The sequence below is a fragment of the Bacillus sp. SA1-12 genome, from assembly GCF_000981385.1.
Classification (GTDB): domain Bacteria; phylum Bacillota; class Bacilli; order Bacillales; family Bacillaceae; genus Metabacillus.
Map to the genome: position 1 here is coordinate 1 of NZ_LATZ01000017.1, position 16,172 is coordinate 16,172.

Below are 16,172 nucleotides of genomic sequence, written 5' to 3' on the forward strand. Positions count from 1 at the left end.
TACACATGTTAAAGCAAATGCAAACAAGAGGAAGTTTATAAAAGAAGCTGTCAAAGCAGAAACAAAAAGCTATCAAACTCAACTAGAAGAAGAGATAAACGAAGATCGAATTGCACATGGAAAAAAGCCTTTACCCCCTCAAACAAAGGCGGAGACGAAAGAAATTAAAGTAAGCACAACTGATCCTGAAAGTGGCTATTATGTTAAAAATGAACGAGAGAAACAATTTGCCTACTCCTTTCACACAGTTTGTGACAATAAGGGATTTATACTTGCCAATCAAGTGACAGGTGGAAATGTACACGATAGTCAGGTAATAAATCCTCTTGTAGATGAATTGATTGAAAAAGTAGGCAAGCCTAATGCTCTTGCTGGAGACGCAGGATATAAAACTCCACCCGTTGCGAAATATTTAATGGACAAAGAAATTAGACCTGTTATGCCTTACACAAGACCCCACACTAAAGATGAATTCATGAAAAAATATGAATATGTCTACGATGAATATTATGATTGCTATATTTGTCCGAAGGATCAAATACTTCCTTACCGCACAACGACCAGAGATGGTTACAGACAATACGCATCAAATCCAGCCATTTGTAAGGATTGCCCACTCCTTGATTCATGTACACACAGTAAGGATAAGAGGAAAATGATTCACCGACATATTTGGGAAGATAAAATTGATGAGGTTAATCATTTACGGCATACAGAAATGAATAAAAACATATACGCTAAGCGAAAAGAGACAATAGAACGTGTCTTTGCAGATGCTAAAGAAAAGCATGGCATGCGATGGACCACTTTAAGAGGAATTAAAAAAGTGGCCATGCAGGCGATGCTAACTTTTGCTGCCATGAATCTCAAGAAAATGGCAAACTGGGCATGGAAGTATCCATGCCCAGCCTAAGAAAATAAAGAGAAAATGCAAACCCCATTTCAAATCAAGGATTTGAAATGGGGTTTGTCTACGGTCTGACACCTTTTTGCTAAAAAGGTGTTTTTTTGTTGAATACCACTATGTTTATAGTCCAAAGTTGCTGTTAAACTATGATTTATCAATAAACTTAAAATGGCCTTATGGTATTATTTGGTAAAAGAGTCATAATAAACATAGTATTTTGAACCTTTTGGAAAAAAATAAAAACGATTATATTTAATAGGGGTTGAATTATAAGCAGAGGAGAGGAGACGGTTTTATGATTGTTTTGAAGAAACGTTTTCCTTACACAAAAAGCGGTTTAAATGTTGATTTTATCATTATTATCTCCAGCAACAACAAGCTTTGCACAAGGGGATATTGCACGACCGACATTACATAGTTTTACAGTATCAGCTAACTAAAGAGGCTACAGTTGGTGATAAAGTAAAGATTTCGGCAGATGTGAAAAATAATGTAAAAGGGATTAGAAATGTAAGTGTTTATTATAAAAATATAAACGAATCTCATGGTAAAGAAATTGCTCTCAACTATAACTCTATAACCAAAATATGAGGGTACCTTCAACGTAACTGATAAGCCATTTTGCATTACTTTTACATTTTTCAATATTTCATAAATGGGTGCTATCTGAAACAAGGATAAGCGCCCATTTTCTATTTTGTAAATTAAGAATTTCAAACAAATTTTAACATAACTATAGACATTTAAAAATTACTCATATATATTAAACTTATTAATCCTATTTAAATACTGTGAATTAAATTATTCAATTTAACACGGTAACCACTTGTATATTAGAAATTAAAAAGATCGGTTTACAAAGCATATAAATAGAAATAAAAATTAATCAGAAAAAGGGACTATTTCAAAATAAAATCATATTATAAAGATATGTTTTTTACGTTTGGATAGTACATGAAGGAGATAAATATGAGGAAGTTAATCATCTTTGCTATTGTTGGCTTTTTTGCTCAATTAATTGATGGGTCTCTGGGAATGGGTTATGGACTTACTTCAACATCACTATTAATGGCGTTTGGTGTAGCGCCAGCAGTGGCTTCTGCTTCTGTTCACATGTCCGAAATAGTTACAACTGCTGCATCAGGAGCTTCACATTATCGTTTTGGAAATGTAGATAAAAAAATGCTTATTAAGTTAATGATTCCAGGAGCATTAGGTGCATTTTTTGGCGCAGCGATCTTGAGTAGTATACCGGGCGATTTGATTAAACCGTATCTTTCTTTTTTCTTAATGTTAATGGGTATTTATGTGCTAACACGATTTTCGTTTAAACGGAAAAATTCAAATGAAATGGAAAAAGAATCAGAAGGTTCATCAACTTGGTATTTAGTCCCTTTAGGAGCAGTTGCGGGATTTTTCGATGCAGTTGGCGGCGGAGGTTGGGGACCAATAAATACGCCAACGCTTTTATCTATAAAAGGTGCAGTACCTAGAAAAGTAATTGGAACAGTGGGTGCAAGTGAATTTGCAGTTACAGCATCGGCTACTTTAGGCTTTTTACTATTTTTAGGTTGGGAACAATTAAATTGGATTTGGGTTTTAGCATTTATTATTGGCGGCGTCATTGCCGCTCCAATTGCTGCATTTCTAGTCCGTATCATCCCTTCTTATTTACTAGGTGTTGTAGTTGGCGGATTTATTATTCTTACGAATTTAAACACAGTTTTAAATGCTTTGGGTACTAGTTCTAAATTAACGCCTGTTATATATGGTATTTTGGCGTTTTGTTGGCTTTTTGCTATTGTATGGACAGTGCGAAATAATATCCAATTAGATAGAAGTAGTAAAACAAGTTTAGAAGGTGAGATTTAAAAAGTCGATTAAAGTGAATATTAGCAGCAGCCCAAACAGGATATGTTCCATAGATTTCTGTTGGGCTTTTTCTTGTCTACACTTTGAAAGGACTTAATTATGACTCTTTGTATATTTTGAGTGTTATTGAAAGCATCTCAGTGAAGTTCATAACTGAAAATTCCTTGTTGTACTGACACACTCTTTTCTAAACAACCTTTTTTATGAAGCATACTAACAACCACCCTTGCCTAAATCTATTCAGGAGAACCCGAATTTACTTAATAAAAAAGCATTAATACTAATGGGGCCTAAGTCGTTAGTAATTCCAACTAAATAAAAATCATTATTTGAAATTCTTCCTCAACTAACAAATTCTTTTCTTTTTTGTTTAACGAAGGAGGTTAATTGAAGAGTGTATGTTCAGGAAAACTGCTCAGATTGTTTAATAAAATAACTGTTTAAGATTAAGGGGGTAAAACCGATTTAAAAATAAATTAGCTTTTTATAAAGCTCTGGGATGAAATTTGCTAATAATTTGGTTATAGTAAATGTTGAAATCATTTAAGGATGAGGTAATAGGATGTCAACAAAAACAAAATCGTCAAAAAAAATTGCTAGATATTCACTAATTATTATGGGGTTAGGTTATATTGCAACCACACCTGTAGATGATTCACTATGGGGAGGTTTATTACATGGGGGTTTTGAAGCTGGGCTGGTTGGTGGTTTAGCGGATTGGTTTGCAGTTACTGCATTATTTCGCCATCCACTTGGGTTACCAATACCCCATACAGCTTTATTGCCCAATAATCGTAAAAGAATGTCAAATGCACTTGTTTCTGTATTAAAAAATGACTGGCTTTCTAAGGAGAGCATTCAAGAAAAAGTAAAACACATTCCCTTTACACAAAAGCTAATTGCTGCTATTGAAAATCAGATGCAAAATGATTCTTCCAGAAAAGGTCTTATTAATCTGATTAAGAAAACGATTGGTTACATAGAAGTTGAAAAGATTACACCATTCGTTAAAAAGCAATTAATATCTACACTTTCTAAAGTTGAAATGAGAATGTTTTTTCAATTAATAAGCTCAAAGCTGCTAAATGAAAATATGGATAAGAAAGTTTTAGATCATTTATTGAAAAAAGCAGATAATTGGTTAAAACAAGAACAAACCAGTCAGCGACTTGGGGCAATTTCAATGAATGTTATTAACAAGATCGAAGCAGAAGGAATGCTGCAATTTGCTCTAAATTCCATAAAAAGTTTACTTAGTGAGGAAAAACTGGGTAATATCGTGCAAAACCTATTACTAAGTGTTGTAAAAAGTCTGCAACATGAGGGAGAACCAAATCGTGAAGCTTTAGTATTATATATTCGGAAAGAGATTCAAGCTATAAATGATAATAAGCAGTTATTGGAGGGAGTTGACAAATGGAAAAATCAACTTCTTACGAAATGGGAGCCTGATCAAACAATAACGGATAGTCTGCAACAAATTAAACAAAATATATTGAATATCGTAGATGACGAAGATTTTTTTGAGACTTATCTTATTCCATTAAAGGATCGTTTACTAAACATTTTACAAGAAAATAACGATAACATTGATAAGTGGATACAGAAACAAATTTCAGTTTTCATTGAAAATAATCATTCGCAAATCGGCAAACTTGTACAAGAGAATTTAGATAAATTAGACACTGAAACACTGATTGATATGGTGGAAAATAATATCGGAAAAGATCTGCAATGGATCCGTGTTAATGGAGCGGTTTGTGGTTTTATTATCGGGATTTTCCTAACTGGTGTACAAGCTCTTTTTAACCTGGCATCATAGTATCCTTTAATACCAATTAGGGGTGCGTTCAATAATAAACTTGAGATGTTTTTCTCTTTTTAAGTTAAGATAATAATTTAAGCCTGTATAGAGTTCATTATTCTATACAGGTTTTTTATGGCTCGGTTATTTTCACGAGAAACTCAGCGGTGATCATAAAACAACTTAGACTAATTCCTTCTTACATTATGAAGCATATCGATATAAAACGTTGCCTAAGTGTCTCTTACTATCAAATTAAGAATAAAAAATCATATGCCACAAACAATATAAATAATTAAGGCTACAAAAACAGGAGGGATCACATGGTAAATGTATGGGAAACAGTTATGGATGCTATGAAATCCATGACAAATCAAGATAAAGATCAGCCTCTTCATGTCGGTGAAGTGATGTCATGCTGGATTTATTTAGCAGGCCTTGAATTAGCTAAAGTTTCTGTACAATCAGGGATTAATACCACGACGGATAAAGAACTAAAGGCAATACTTGAAGAAGATTTGAAACTAGGAACAAGCCAAAGGCAACGACTCCATGATTTTATGATAAAGGAAGGAATTCCATTACCTTCTGCTCCTGAAGATATGCCTATATCAGACTCTAACAGTATTCCTCTTGGTGTTAAATTAACGGATGATGTACTTGCAAACGAATTATCTTTAAAAATTGTCAGCTTAATCATGCGTGCAGCTGGTGCTGCTTCAGAATCAATCCGTACAGATGTAGGTTTATTGTTTATTCAGTTTCAAGCAGAAAAATTAGCTTTCGCAACTAGATTAAAACATTTAATGCGCAAACGAGGGTGGATTAAAATGCCTCCATTTTACGTCCAGCCTTCTAATAACCATTAAGCTAACAATGAAGCAAAAACAATCAAGGGCAAATTTTAGATTTTCACTTAAAAATCATAAACGCCAAACCCATAGGATTCAAGGGATTGGCGTTTTATTTTTTGTGATTTAAGCGGTATTTTCCTTATGATTGCTAACTAAAATCATTCATTTGAACCAATTTTGAAATGTTGAATACAATGGAAAAAACGAAAGGGAATCATTATGCTTATACTACTGATTTATATGATCATCGGTGTTTTTTATTCTGTTTATAAAATCAATGAGTTAAAGCGTTATGAGATCGTCCTGACAAGTTTGTTATGGCCATTGGATGTATTATTAAATTATATTAAGCTTGTAGATAAGATAAAAAGAAATAATAACAGAATATAAGCCCTCAAGGTGAGGGCTTATTAATTTAATGGAATATGTAAAAACGATAAAAGTATACCATAAATATATTATGTAAACAAAGAGAAATACATAAATAATCGTTAAATTTATTCTATTCATACATGCAAAATGTTTACATTTAGATTAAAAAGGGAAGAATATTCTGGTGTTCGTGATGTTCGCATGATAAGATGATGAACGTAGAATCTAGTCAGGTGTGAAAGAGTGATTGTTATTGGAAAAAAGGAAGCTCGTCGTCATCATTGGTCCAACAGCAGTTGGAAAAACAAAATTAAGCATTGATTTAGCTCATCGACTAAATGCAGAAATTATCAGCGGAGATTCAATGCAAATTTACAAGGGGATGGATATCGGTACAGCAAAAATAACAAAAGAAGAAATGAGTGGCATACGTCATCATTTACTTGATATTAAACATCCTGATGAAGATTATTCAGCAGCTGAATTTCAAGCAACTGTTCGACCTTTAATTGAAGAAATAGCAAATCAGGGGAAAACACCGATGATTGTGGGTGGAACAGGCTTATACATACAATCAGTTTTATTTGATTATCAATTTACAGAAACACCGTCAGATCCTGTTTTTAGGACAAAGCTTGAATTAGATCTTTTAGAAAAAGGAGAACATGCCATACATCAAATGCTTGAAAAAGTCGATCCTGAAGCAGCTAGTAAAATTCATCCAAACAATAGCAGAAGGGTAATAAGGGCTCTGGAAATTTACCATTGTACAAATAAAAAAATGTCTGATTTTATAGGGGGACAAAAACAGGAGCTCCTCTATAATACAGCTTTAATTGGGTTGACAATGGATCGTGAGGTATTGTATAACCGTATCAATCAAAGAGTTGAGCTTATGGTGAAACAAGGATTAGTTGAAGAGGTTAAGCGCCTTTATGAAAATGGAATCCGTGAAACCCAAGCGATTCAAGCAATCGGTTATAAAGAACTTTATGACTATTTTGATGGGAAAATATCGTATGATCAAGCAATTGATACGTTAAAGCAAAATTCAAGAAGATATGCAAAACGACAGTTGACATGGTTTCGAAATAAGATGGATGTCGAGTGGTTTGATATGACTCCACCTATTAATCATGATGAAATGGTAGATGAAATTTTTACATATATAGCAGGAAAGCATCAACTTTAATCGAATTAAAAAGGTATAGAGAAAAGAGGAGGACGAAACATGAAACAAACAATAAACATTCAAGACCAATTTCTTAACCAATTGCGCAAGGACAGTACATTTGTGACTGTGTTTTTACTTAATGGATTCCAATTAAGAGGCCTTGTTAAAGGCTTTGACAATTTTACGGTTCTTTTAGAAACAGAGGGGAAGCAACAGCTTATTTACAAGCATGCTATTTCAACTTTTTCTCCGCAAAAAAATATTCAGTTAGAACTTGAATAAAAACAAATAAAGAGAGCTGATCGATAAAGATCAGCTCTCTTTTATTTGTTTCAAGAAACACCTCCAACAAAATATATTCTTTAAAAAACTATACTCAACTGTGGTAAATCTCAACTAATTGAAATATAAATAAAGGAATGAATATTTCTTGGGAAAGCGCAGGAATCAACATTTTCTTCTGTTTTTCGTCAAATGTTATCGATTGTGAGGTGAACATCTTTGGAACAAGATCGAGCAGTCACTTATAAAACGAATGGACAGATTAATATCATCCTAAATAATCAAACAAATGAAAAAGCCGTTGACAAAGTCAGCTCATCTTCCTATGATTTGAAGATTCCAAAAGTTGAAAGTAAACATACGATTCTTAAAGAAATAGAGGACGAAATGGGTACTCTTGTTGGAATGAATGAAATGAAACGAATGATTAAGGAAATATATGCTTGGATTTTTATCAATAAAAAGCGCGAAGAACAAGGATTAAAAGCGGGAAAACAAGCTCTCCACATGATGTTTAAAGGAAATCCCGGCACAGGAAAAACAACTGTAGCTCGATTAATAGGAAAATTATTCTTTCAAATGAACGTTTTGTCGAAGGGGCACCTGATTGAGGCAGAAAGAGCAGATTTAGTAGGGGAATACATTGGTCATACTGCTCAAAAAACCCGTGATCTTATTAAAAAATCACTTGGAGGAATTCTGTTTATCGATGAAGCATACTCACTTGCCAGAGGCGGCGAGAAGGATTTTGGAAAAGAAGCAATTGATACGCTTGTTAAACATATGGAGGATAAACAGCATGATTTTGTCTTAATTCTAGCCGGCTATCCTAGGGAAATGGAAAATTTTTTATCTCTTAACCCTGGCTTGCTATCAAGATTTCCGATAGTTGTTGATTTTCCTGATTATTCTGTTGATGATTTAATGGAGATATCCTCAAGAATGCTAGCAGAAAAAGAATATCGATTTAATGAGGATGCAACAGTCAAATTAAAAGAGCATCTCATGAGTGTGAAAGCAATCACACATCCTGCAAAATTTAGTAATGGTCGGTATGTTCGAAATATTATTGAGAAGTCAATTCGTTCGCAAGCAATGCGTTTATTGCTTACAGACAAATATAAACGTGATGATCTGTTAACCATTAAAGGTCAGGATTTAGTCATAACAGATGAAAAGACAAACCTTTCCCAATCTTAAAAGGATGTAAAACCCTACTTCAAGATTTGGTAGGGAATTATGAAAAGAAGAGGGGAAAAACGACAATAAATATCCGCTGGATTGTTGTCTTCCACTGGTATTGCCGCACAATGTGCTGGTTTAAGCGGGATAATCGTCCCGTCCTGTGGCAAAGTCAGTACTTGTAATCCTGTACTTCGAAAAAACCCTATTTATAAAAGTCTCATTTCGTAAAAAAATGTGAAGAGGCTGTCTTAAGAAAGTGGGATATACCCAATTTATAAGACAGCCTCGTTCCGTTTTTGCCATTAAGTTGATGATAAAAGGCTTCTGCCTGCATTTCATCTTAATTATTTTTCATCAGGTGGAAATCTCCGGTATGGTTCTGTATCCACAAATGATTGATCAGATTGATCAGCTACTTGATTTTTCTTCTCTTGTTCTTGACAGCCGATTTCGTTTTCTGAAGGAGTTTTTGCAGAACTTGAAGATGGTGGTGTTTTTGCATTAAAGAAGCCTTTACCATTTTCTGGGTTTGAAATAATCCCCAATGCAGCTAATATTCCCAAAATCCCTGTTACATATGTTTCCCAGCGAGTTAAATCAATTTGATAGCCAAGATCCTTTAAGACCATATATAAAACAGATGCTATTGACACCCATAATCCGTAATTTTTCCATTTCATTGATCTTTCACACCTTTCAAAAAGGAATGATCATTTTTATCCCTTCTTTCCGGTACGATAACACCCACCTTTAAAAATCCAGAGAAGATAAGTGAAGGTAAACTGCCCGAAAAGATGCAATAAGATGCTAAGCAACAGGGGAGAAATCTCAAAAATTGAAGACTCACTTTATATTATTCTGTTAAATTAAAACCGTGAACATATTTCAACTGAAAAACCTTAAAATTGCTTGATTTTTAGATTCTGTAGTTAAAGATACAGCCTGGAATTATAGATCATATTGCATTAAGATGTTGAGTGATATACAAATAGCATGAAATCTGCTAACTTCGTTCGAAAAAAGCTATAGAAATTCGCGTTGGAAACGCTTTCAAAAATGCTGTGACGATGTTAAAATACGAGGTATAAGAAGGAGTGATCAGGATGAGTGATAACAAATTATTTTTAGAAGAGCTTAAATATCTTGTTGAAAATGAAGTGTCACTTAATGAATATGTAATTGATCAACTAGAAGAAAGATTTGAAAAAAATCCGTATTTAATCACACAGCTTTATCAAATTCTAGCAGATAACAAAAAAATCTTACCATTTTTTAATGATATAGAAGCAACAATTTATGATTATATTGTTAGTGAGGAAATGGCAAATGAAAAAACGTACTATGGAGCGACCAAGTACGTTGCAGATATGTTTGATACAACTCAAACGTATATTAAATGCAAGGTAAATCAATCCAGATACGCATTGCAAAAAATCAGTTAATGGCTAGGAAAGAAACACGGTGGAGAACATGCGTGTTTCTTTTTTATCCTATCTTAGACTGCTGTAAAACCTCCTCTGATGGGAGTATTGTTTTAGGCTTTAAAAGATTTGTCTTTAGCTGGAGGTTTCAAGCTCCGATTAGGCAAATGCCAATTAAACGTATAAGATAAAACTCTAAGTATAACGATAGCAACGAATAAGATATATAATTCAGCAGGATGTTCAATAATATCAAAACCTATGAGAATGCCAGCAATGATTGCCCAAAACGCATAAATTTCCGAGCGGAGTACCAGTGGTTTTCGCCCTGCCAGCAAGTCTCTGACAATTCCGCCGCCACTTCCCGTTAACACTGCCGCCACCACTACTGCACTTGTAGGATGACCCATGTTGTCAGCATAGAGTGCACCTTGGATAGCAAAGGCAGATAGCCCGATCGCATCTGTTAGGTTCCCCCAAATGTGCCAATGTTTTAATAAACGATGTGGGAAGAGAAAGACAATAGTCATGGCAAAAAGTGCGATTTGAAAAAGCGTACCTTGCTCCCATAATGCGGTCACTGGAACCCCGATTAATAAATTCCGAATTGCTCCGCCTCCAAATGCTGTAACGATCCCCAATATATAAATGCCTAAAATATCATATTCTTCTTCCATCGCAATAATAGCTCCACTAATTGCAAATGCAATTGTTCCAATTATACTTAAAACTTCCCAAGTCATTGCTTTATATCCCCCAAATCAAGCAAAATGCCATTCTTAACAGACAGAAAAATCCCCCTGACAGGTTTCTCACTTTATAGTCGAACTTGATTTTAAAGCTCAGATTTAGAAAGGTCAATGGTTTTCCCTGTAAATTATGGAGGATTAACGATATGGATCTAAGCTTTCTGTTTATAATATAGAAAGGATTAGAGAAATATCCAAATGTTTGATATGATTAGATTGCTAAAATGCAAAAAAAGGAATGGTTATTATTGAATAATACACTTGATCACTTGAAAGAAAAAGTTATTTTAGTTGGTTGTCAGCTTCAAGAAATGCATGATGATCATTTTCAATATTCCATGGAAGAGCTTGCTTCACTTACAAAAACAGCAAACGGTGAGGTACTTACTAGTATCATACAAAAAAGGGAGCGCCCACACCCGGCCACATACATAGGGAAAGGCAAGGTTGATGAGCTTTTAAATCTTGTCAAAGAGCTTGAACCAGATCTGGTTATTTTTAATGATGAGCTCTCGCCAAGTCAGCTTAGAAATTTATCATCTACGCTGGATGTTAGAATCATTGATCGAACACAGTTGATATTAGATATTTTTGCACAACGTGCAAAAACAAAAGAAGGTAAGCTTCAAGTTGAGTTGGCGCAGCTCCAATATTTATTGCCTAGACTTATGGGGCAAGGGATCGCCTTATCACGCCAAGGCGGTGGAATCGGAACAAGAGGACCAGGTGAGACACAGCTTGAAACAGATCGCCGTCATATTCGTAATCGTATTCATGAAATTAAACAGCAGCTTTCTACTGTTGTTCGGCATCGAAACAGATATCGAGAGCGTCGTAAAAAAAATCAAGCATTCCAAATTGCTCTTGTTGGCTATACAAATGCAGGAAAATCAACAATTTTCAATCGATTAACAACAGCTGAAAGTTTTGAAGAAAACTTATTATTCGCAACATTGGATCCCTTGACACGAAAGGTGTTGTTACCATCTAATTATCAAGCTCTGATAACAGATACAGTTGGATTTATTCAGGATCTTCCAACTACGCTGGTTGCTGCTTTTCGTTCCACGCTAGAGGAAGTAAGAGAAGCGAACTTAATTCTGCATGTAGTAGATAGTTCAAATGAAGATTATGCAAATCACGAACAGACGGTTTATAAGCTTTTAGAGCAGTTAGAAGTAACTGATATTCCTGTCTTAACAGTTTATAATAAAAAAGATGTCGCATTGGATTCGTTTGTCCCATCACCGAAAGAGGATTATATTCATATTACTGCATTTTCAGAGGAAGATTTACATAAATTGATGACACATGTCGAGAGATTTATTAAGGATAGCATGAACTTGTATAATGTTAGAATTCCTGCTAGTGAAGGCAGATTAATTTCACAATTAAAAACAGAGTCCTTAGTTAATAAGCTGAACTTTAATGAGCAAGACGAATTATACGAAATAGAAGGATATGTTCTTCCAACACATTCAATTAATGGACAGCTAGAGAAGTACAATGGAGAGGGTAAGAATAATGTTTAATTTTTTAAAACACGGAGCAGTGCTTGCACCGCTTGTAGAAAATGTAGAAAAAAAGATCAAGCATGTGCATGAAGATATTGAAAGAAGGAGTGAAGCAAATCAATTCAGAATCCTTCAAAGCTTTCAAAAGTACCGTGTCAGTGATTCTCATTTTATTCCTACTACCGGTTATGGTTATGATGATAGTGGCAGAGATACATTAGAAGACATTTATGCTGATGTTTTTGGCGGGGAAGCAGCGCTTGTTAGACCACAGATCATTTCCGGTACCCATGCGATTTCCATCGCTTTATTTGGGGTGCTAAGACCAGGGGACGAACTCATTTATATAACTGGTAAGCCATATGATACACTAGAAGAAATCGTCGGGATAAGAGGAAGTGGGGTTGGTTCATTAAAAGAGTTCGGAATTGGTTACCAAACCGTTGATCTGAGCAAGGAAGGCACTGTTGATTTTGAGGCTGTGAAACGTGCAATAACAGATAAAACGAAAATGATTGGTATTCAGCGTTCAAAGGGTTATGCCACTCGTCCATCTTTTACCGTTTCTGAAATAAAAGAAATGATAGATTTTGTTAAATCTTTTAATGAAGATATTGTTATTTTTGTTGATAATTGCTATGGTGAGTTTGTAGAAGAATCAGAGCCATGTCATGTTGGTGCCGATTTAATAGCTGGATCTTTAATAAAAAATCCAGGCGGAGGAATTGCAAAAACAGGTGGTTATATTGTTGGGAAAAAAGCATTAGTTGAAGCATGCTCATACAGGATGACATCTCCGGGAATTGGTGCAGAAGCAGGTGCTTCCTTATATAGTTTACAAGAAATGTACCAAGGTTTCTTTTTAGCACCGCATGTTGTGGGACAAGCCTTGAAAGGGGCAATTTTTACAGCTTCCTTCTTAGAACAACTAGGGATGAAGACGAATCCATCCTGGAATACTCCGCGAACAGATTTAATTCAGTCTGTCCAATTCGGTGATCCAAAGCTGATGGTTGCTTTTTGCCAAGCTATACAATATGCATCACCTATCAATTCACATGTTACCCCATATCCAAGCTATATGCCAGGTTATGAAGATGATGTGATTATGGCTGCCGGGACATTCATCCAAGGTGCAAGTATTGAATTGTCAGCCGATGGACCATTAAGAGAGCCATATGTTGCATATGTTCAAGGCGGGCTTACATATTCCCATGTGAAAATAGCGATTTGCTCGGCAGTTGATTCATTAATCGAACAAGAATTAATCACAGTAACTAAGTGATGATTTTAAAATGGCAGCTAATGTTAGAATTTCTTACAATTGTTTGACATATAATATGACATGGTATATACTTAGAATAGTAAACAAAAGGAGCGAATAACATGAGTGATAATATTCGACGCTCAATGCCCCTATTCCCTATTGGAATTGTTATGCAGCTGACAGATCTCTCTGCAAGACAAATTCGATACTATGAAGAGAATGAACTGATTTTTCCGGCGAGAACGGAAAGCAATCGACGACTCTTTTCGTTTAATGATGTAGATAAATTATTGGAGATACGTAACCTAATTGAACAAGGTGTCAATCTGGCTGGTATTAAACAAATATTTTCACGTAAAGAAAATACACCTGATGAAGTCCAGCAAGAGCAACCTAAAACGGTTGAGAAGCCTGACCTCAGTGACGCGGAATTACGCAAGCTGTTAAAATCAGAACTAATGCAAGCAGGCCGCTTCAATCGACCAACATTAAGACATGGTGACATGTCGAGATTTTTCCATTAATTATAAGTAACTTTTATTTATAATAAATATTGTCTGTAGGAGAGGAGATTTTCAATGTCTAAATATTCAAGAGAAGATATTATTAGTTTAGTAAAAGAAAACAATGTTAAGTACATCCGTTTACAATTCACCGATATTCTTGGAACAATTAAAAACGTTGAAATCCCAGTAAGTCAGCTTGATAAAGCATTAGACAACAAAATGATGTTTGACGGATCTTCAATTGAAGGGTTTGTACGTATTGAAGAATCCGATATGTATTTATATCCTGATCTAGATACCTTCGTCATTTTCCCTTGGACAGCGGAAAAAGGAAAGGTAGCCCGCTTTATTTGTGATATCTATAATCCGGATGGCACTCCATTTGCCGGTGATCCGCGTAATAACTTACGTCGTATCCTTGCTGAAATGGAAGAGCTCGGATTTACTGATTTCAACTTAGGGCCTGAACCAGAATTCTTCTTATTTAAATTAGATGAAAAAGGCGAACCAACTCTAGAATTAAACGATAATGGCGGTTACTTCGATTTAGCTCCAACTGATTTGGGTGAAAACTGCCGTCGTGATATCGTTCTTGAGCTTGAAGAAATGGGCTTTGAAATCGAAGCATCTCACCATGAGGTTGCACCAGGCCAGCATGAAATTGACTTCAAATATGCTGGAGCAATCAAAGCATGTGATGATATCCAAACATTTAAATTAGTTGTTAAAACCATCGCTCGTAAACATGGTTTACATGCTACATTCATGCCAAAACCATTATTTGGTGTTAACGGATCCGGTATGCACTGTAACTTGTCATTATTCCGTAACGGCGAGAATGCGTTTTTAGATACTAGTGCAGATCTTCAATTGAGTGAAACAGCTAGACAATTTATTGCAGGTGTTATTAAACATGCACCAGCGTTTACTGCGGTAACAAATCCAACTGTTAACTCATACAAACGTCTAGTGCCAGGCTATGAAGCACCTTGTTATGTTGCATGGTCTGCACAGAACAGAAGTCCTTTAATCCGTATTCCAGCATCTCGCGGCTTAAGTACTCGTGTTGAAGTACGCAGCGTTGACCCTGCAGCAAATCCTTACTTAGCAATGAGCGTTCTTTTAGCTGCTGGTCTTGACGGAATTAAAAATAAACTTGAAGCACCAAAACCAATTGATCGCAACATTTATGTGATGTCTAAAGAAGAGCGTGTTGAAAATGGAATCGTTGATTTACCAGCAACTCTTGCTCAAGCATTAGATTTATTAAAAGCAGACAGCACAATGAAGCATGCATTAGGTGAGCACTTATTTGAACATTTCATCGAAGCAAAAGAAATCGAGTGGGATATGTTCCGCACACAAGTTCACCCATGGGAAAGAGAACAATACATGTCAATGTATTAAAATGATAAAAAAACCCTTGACACTTTACGTTCAAGGGTTTTTTTTGTGATCATGCTAAGTTGTCGTTAAAAAGCTTCTCAAGGACAGTTTTTGAACAATAAATACGAAAATAGCTATAAAAAAGAATAAAAAAGACGTGCGACTAAATCACACGCCTTTTTATTCTTTTTCAGATGCAATAGACCTTGTTGTAAGCTTTTTAATGAATGGTACGGTAAACACCAATTACTTTACCTAGGATGGAAACATTTCGTAAAATGATCGGCTCCATAGTAGAGTTTTCGGGTTGTAAGCGAATGTAATCCCTCTCTTTAAAGAACCGTTTACAGGTTGCTTCATCTTCCTCGGTCATGGCGACAACGATATCGCCATTGTTGGCAGTCTGCTGCTGTCTAACGATTACCATATCACCATCAAGTATACCAGCCTCTATCATACTCTCTCCCATAATTTCAAGCATGAATACATGATCATCATCATTTATATACCGATCAGGGAGCGGGAAGTATTCTTCTACATTTTCAATAGCTGTTATCGGCAAACCTGCCGTTACCTTACCGATGACCGGAACATTTACAACCTTACTTTTAGGAATATGAAGTGTTTCTTCCTCTTCCAATATTTCAATAGCCCTAGGCTTTGTCGGATCACGGCGAATTAGGCCCTTTGATTCCAATCTAGCTAAGTGACCATGAACAGTAGAGCTTGAAGCAAGTCCGACTGCTTCACCTATTTCACGAACTGAAGGAGGGTAGCCCTTCTTTTGAACCTCATCTTTAATAAAACTTAATATATCCTGTTGTCTTTTTGATAGTTTCGTCATCCTTTGTGACACCTCGGATTCCTGTAATATATGTT

The 16,172-nt window shown here is 35.4% G+C and carries 16 protein-coding genes; 13 read left to right on the plus strand and 3 right to left on the minus strand.

Annotation, left to right across the window (positions count from 1 at the left end; genetic code table 11):
- The 8 genes from WQ54_RS11630 to spoVK all read left to right on the plus strand — a co-directional run.
- Window positions 1-913: IS1182 family transposase (locus WQ54_RS11630; protein ID WP_046516617.1), on the plus strand; the 913-nt coding region annotated here is incomplete at its 5' end.
- Between the two features lie 289 nt (window positions 914-1,202).
- Window positions 1,203-1,325, plus strand: coding sequence for a hypothetical protein (locus WQ54_RS35250; protein WP_269431564.1), 123 nt, complete (start codon window positions 1,203-1,205; stop codon window positions 1,323-1,325).
- A 551-nt stretch (window positions 1,326-1,876) separates the two neighbouring features.
- Window positions 1,877-2,779, plus strand: coding sequence for a sulfite exporter TauE/SafE family protein (locus tag WQ54_RS11640; protein WP_046516623.1), 903 nt, complete (start codon window positions 1,877-1,879; stop codon window positions 2,777-2,779).
- Window positions 2,780-3,341: 562 nt separating this feature from the next.
- Window positions 3,342-4,601 carry a DUF445 domain-containing protein gene (locus WQ54_RS11645; RefSeq protein ID WP_046516626.1) on the plus strand — a complete coding sequence of 420 codons (1,260 nt, stop codon included), beginning with the start codon at window positions 3,342-3,344 and terminating at the stop codon, window positions 4,599-4,601.
- Window positions 4,602-4,906: 305 nt separating this feature from the next.
- On the plus strand, window positions 4,907-5,452 hold the full coding sequence (locus WQ54_RS11650; RefSeq protein ID WP_046516628.1) for a DUF3231 family protein: 546 nt from the start codon (window positions 4,907-4,909) through the stop codon (window positions 5,450-5,452).
- A gap of 604 nt (window positions 5,453-6,056) precedes the next feature.
- Window positions 6,057-7,001, plus strand: a complete 945-nt coding sequence (gene miaA / locus WQ54_RS11655; protein WP_269431565.1) for a tRNA (adenosine(37)-N6)-dimethylallyltransferase MiaA — start codon at window positions 6,057-6,059, stop codon at window positions 6,999-7,001.
- Between the two features lie 39 nt (window positions 7,002-7,040).
- Window positions 7,041-7,265: an RNA chaperone Hfq gene (gene hfq / locus WQ54_RS11660; protein ID WP_046516630.1), complete on the plus strand. Its 225-nt coding sequence runs from the start codon at window positions 7,041-7,043 to the stop codon at window positions 7,263-7,265.
- Window positions 7,266-7,484: 219 nt separating this feature from the next.
- Window positions 7,485-8,465, plus strand: coding sequence for a stage V sporulation protein K (gene spoVK, locus WQ54_RS11665; protein ID WP_046516631.1), 981 nt, complete (start codon window positions 7,485-7,487; stop codon window positions 8,463-8,465).
- Between the two features lie 329 nt (window positions 8,466-8,794).
- On the opposite strand, the gene WQ54_RS34255 is transcribed toward spoVK, so the two are convergent.
- A complete protein-coding gene (locus tag WQ54_RS34255) occupies window positions 8,795-9,130 on the minus strand; it encodes a hypothetical protein (protein WP_197089583.1) in 336 nt (111 codons plus the stop codon).
- Window positions 9,131-9,553: 423 nt separating this feature from the next.
- Between WQ54_RS34255 and WQ54_RS11675 the strand changes: the two genes are divergently transcribed.
- Window positions 9,554-9,892, plus strand: a complete 339-nt coding sequence (locus tag WQ54_RS11675; protein ID WP_046516632.1) for a hypothetical protein — start codon at window positions 9,554-9,556, stop codon at window positions 9,890-9,892.
- 92 nt (window positions 9,893-9,984) lie between these two features.
- Here WQ54_RS11675 and WQ54_RS11680 read toward each other — a convergent pair whose 3' ends face one another.
- The gene (locus WQ54_RS11680) at window positions 9,985-10,614 is read right to left on the minus strand and encodes a trimeric intracellular cation channel family protein (RefSeq protein ID WP_046516635.1); all 630 of its coding nucleotides are present in this window, start codon (window positions 10,612-10,614) and stop codon (window positions 9,985-9,987) included.
- A 254-nt stretch (window positions 10,615-10,868) separates the two neighbouring features.
- Between WQ54_RS11680 and hflX the strand changes: the two genes are divergently transcribed.
- The 4 genes from hflX (at window position 10,869) to glnA (ending at window position 15,314) form a co-directional block, all read left to right on the plus strand.
- A complete protein-coding gene (hflX, locus tag WQ54_RS11685) occupies window positions 10,869-12,152 on the plus strand; it encodes a GTPase HflX (protein WP_269431566.1) in 1,284 nt (427 codons plus the stop codon).
- A complete protein-coding gene (locus WQ54_RS11690; protein ID WP_046516645.1) occupies window positions 12,145-13,419 on the plus strand; it encodes a methionine gamma-lyase family protein in 1,275 nt (424 codons plus the stop codon). The genes hflX and WQ54_RS11690 overlap by 8 nt, the downstream gene beginning before the upstream one ends.
- Window positions 13,420-13,520: 101 nt before the next feature.
- Window positions 13,521-13,925, plus strand: coding sequence for a MerR family transcriptional regulator (locus tag WQ54_RS11695; protein WP_046516651.1), 405 nt, complete (start codon window positions 13,521-13,523; stop codon window positions 13,923-13,925).
- 54 nt (window positions 13,926-13,979) lie between these two features.
- Window positions 13,980-15,314, plus strand: a complete 1,335-nt coding sequence (gene glnA, locus WQ54_RS11700) for a type I glutamate--ammonia ligase (protein ID WP_046516654.1) — start codon at window positions 13,980-13,982, stop codon at window positions 15,312-15,314.
- Between the two features lie 199 nt (window positions 15,315-15,513).
- Here glnA and lexA read toward each other — a convergent pair whose 3' ends face one another.
- Window positions 15,514-16,137: a transcriptional repressor LexA gene (lexA, locus tag WQ54_RS11705; protein ID WP_046516657.1), complete on the minus strand. Its 624-nt coding sequence runs from the start codon at window positions 16,135-16,137 to the stop codon at window positions 15,514-15,516.
- Between the last annotated feature and the right edge of the window lie 35 nt (window positions 16,138-16,172).

Coding starts and splice junctions, on each gene's coding strand:
- WQ54_RS11640 (WP_046516623.1), top strand. CDS start 1,877: ATGAGGAAGTTAATCATCTTTGCTATTGTTGGCTTTTTTGCTCAATTA.
- WQ54_RS34255 (WP_197089583.1), bottom strand. CDS start 9,130: ATGAAATGGAAAAATTACGGATTATGGGTGTCAATAGCATCTGTTTTA.
- WQ54_RS11645 (WP_046516626.1), top strand. CDS start 3,342: ATGTCAACAAAAACAAAATCGTCAAAAAAAATTGCTAGATATTCACTA.
- WQ54_RS35250 (WP_269431564.1), top strand. CDS start 1,203: ATGATTGTTTTGAAGAAACGTTTTCCTTACACAAAAAGCGGTTTAAAT.
- WQ54_RS11680 (WP_046516635.1), bottom strand. CDS start 10,614: ATGACTTGGGAAGTTTTAAGTATAATTGGAACAATTGCATTTGCAATT.
- WQ54_RS11690 (WP_046516645.1), top strand. CDS start 12,145: ATGTTTAATTTTTTAAAACACGGAGCAGTGCTTGCACCGCTTGTAGAA.
- WQ54_RS11695 (WP_046516651.1), top strand. CDS start 13,521: ATGAGTGATAATATTCGACGCTCAATGCCCCTATTCCCTATTGGAATT.
- hfq (WP_046516630.1), top strand. CDS start 7,041: ATGAAACAAACAATAAACATTCAAGACCAATTTCTTAACCAATTGCGC.
- glnA (WP_046516654.1), top strand. CDS start 13,980: ATGTCTAAATATTCAAGAGAAGATATTATTAGTTTAGTAAAAGAAAAC.
- lexA (WP_046516657.1), bottom strand. CDS start 16,137: ATGACGAAACTATCAAAAAGACAACAGGATATATTAAGTTTTATTAAA.
- WQ54_RS11650 (WP_046516628.1), top strand. CDS start 4,907: ATGGTAAATGTATGGGAAACAGTTATGGATGCTATGAAATCCATGACA.
- WQ54_RS11675 (WP_046516632.1), top strand. CDS start 9,554: ATGAGTGATAACAAATTATTTTTAGAAGAGCTTAAATATCTTGTTGAA.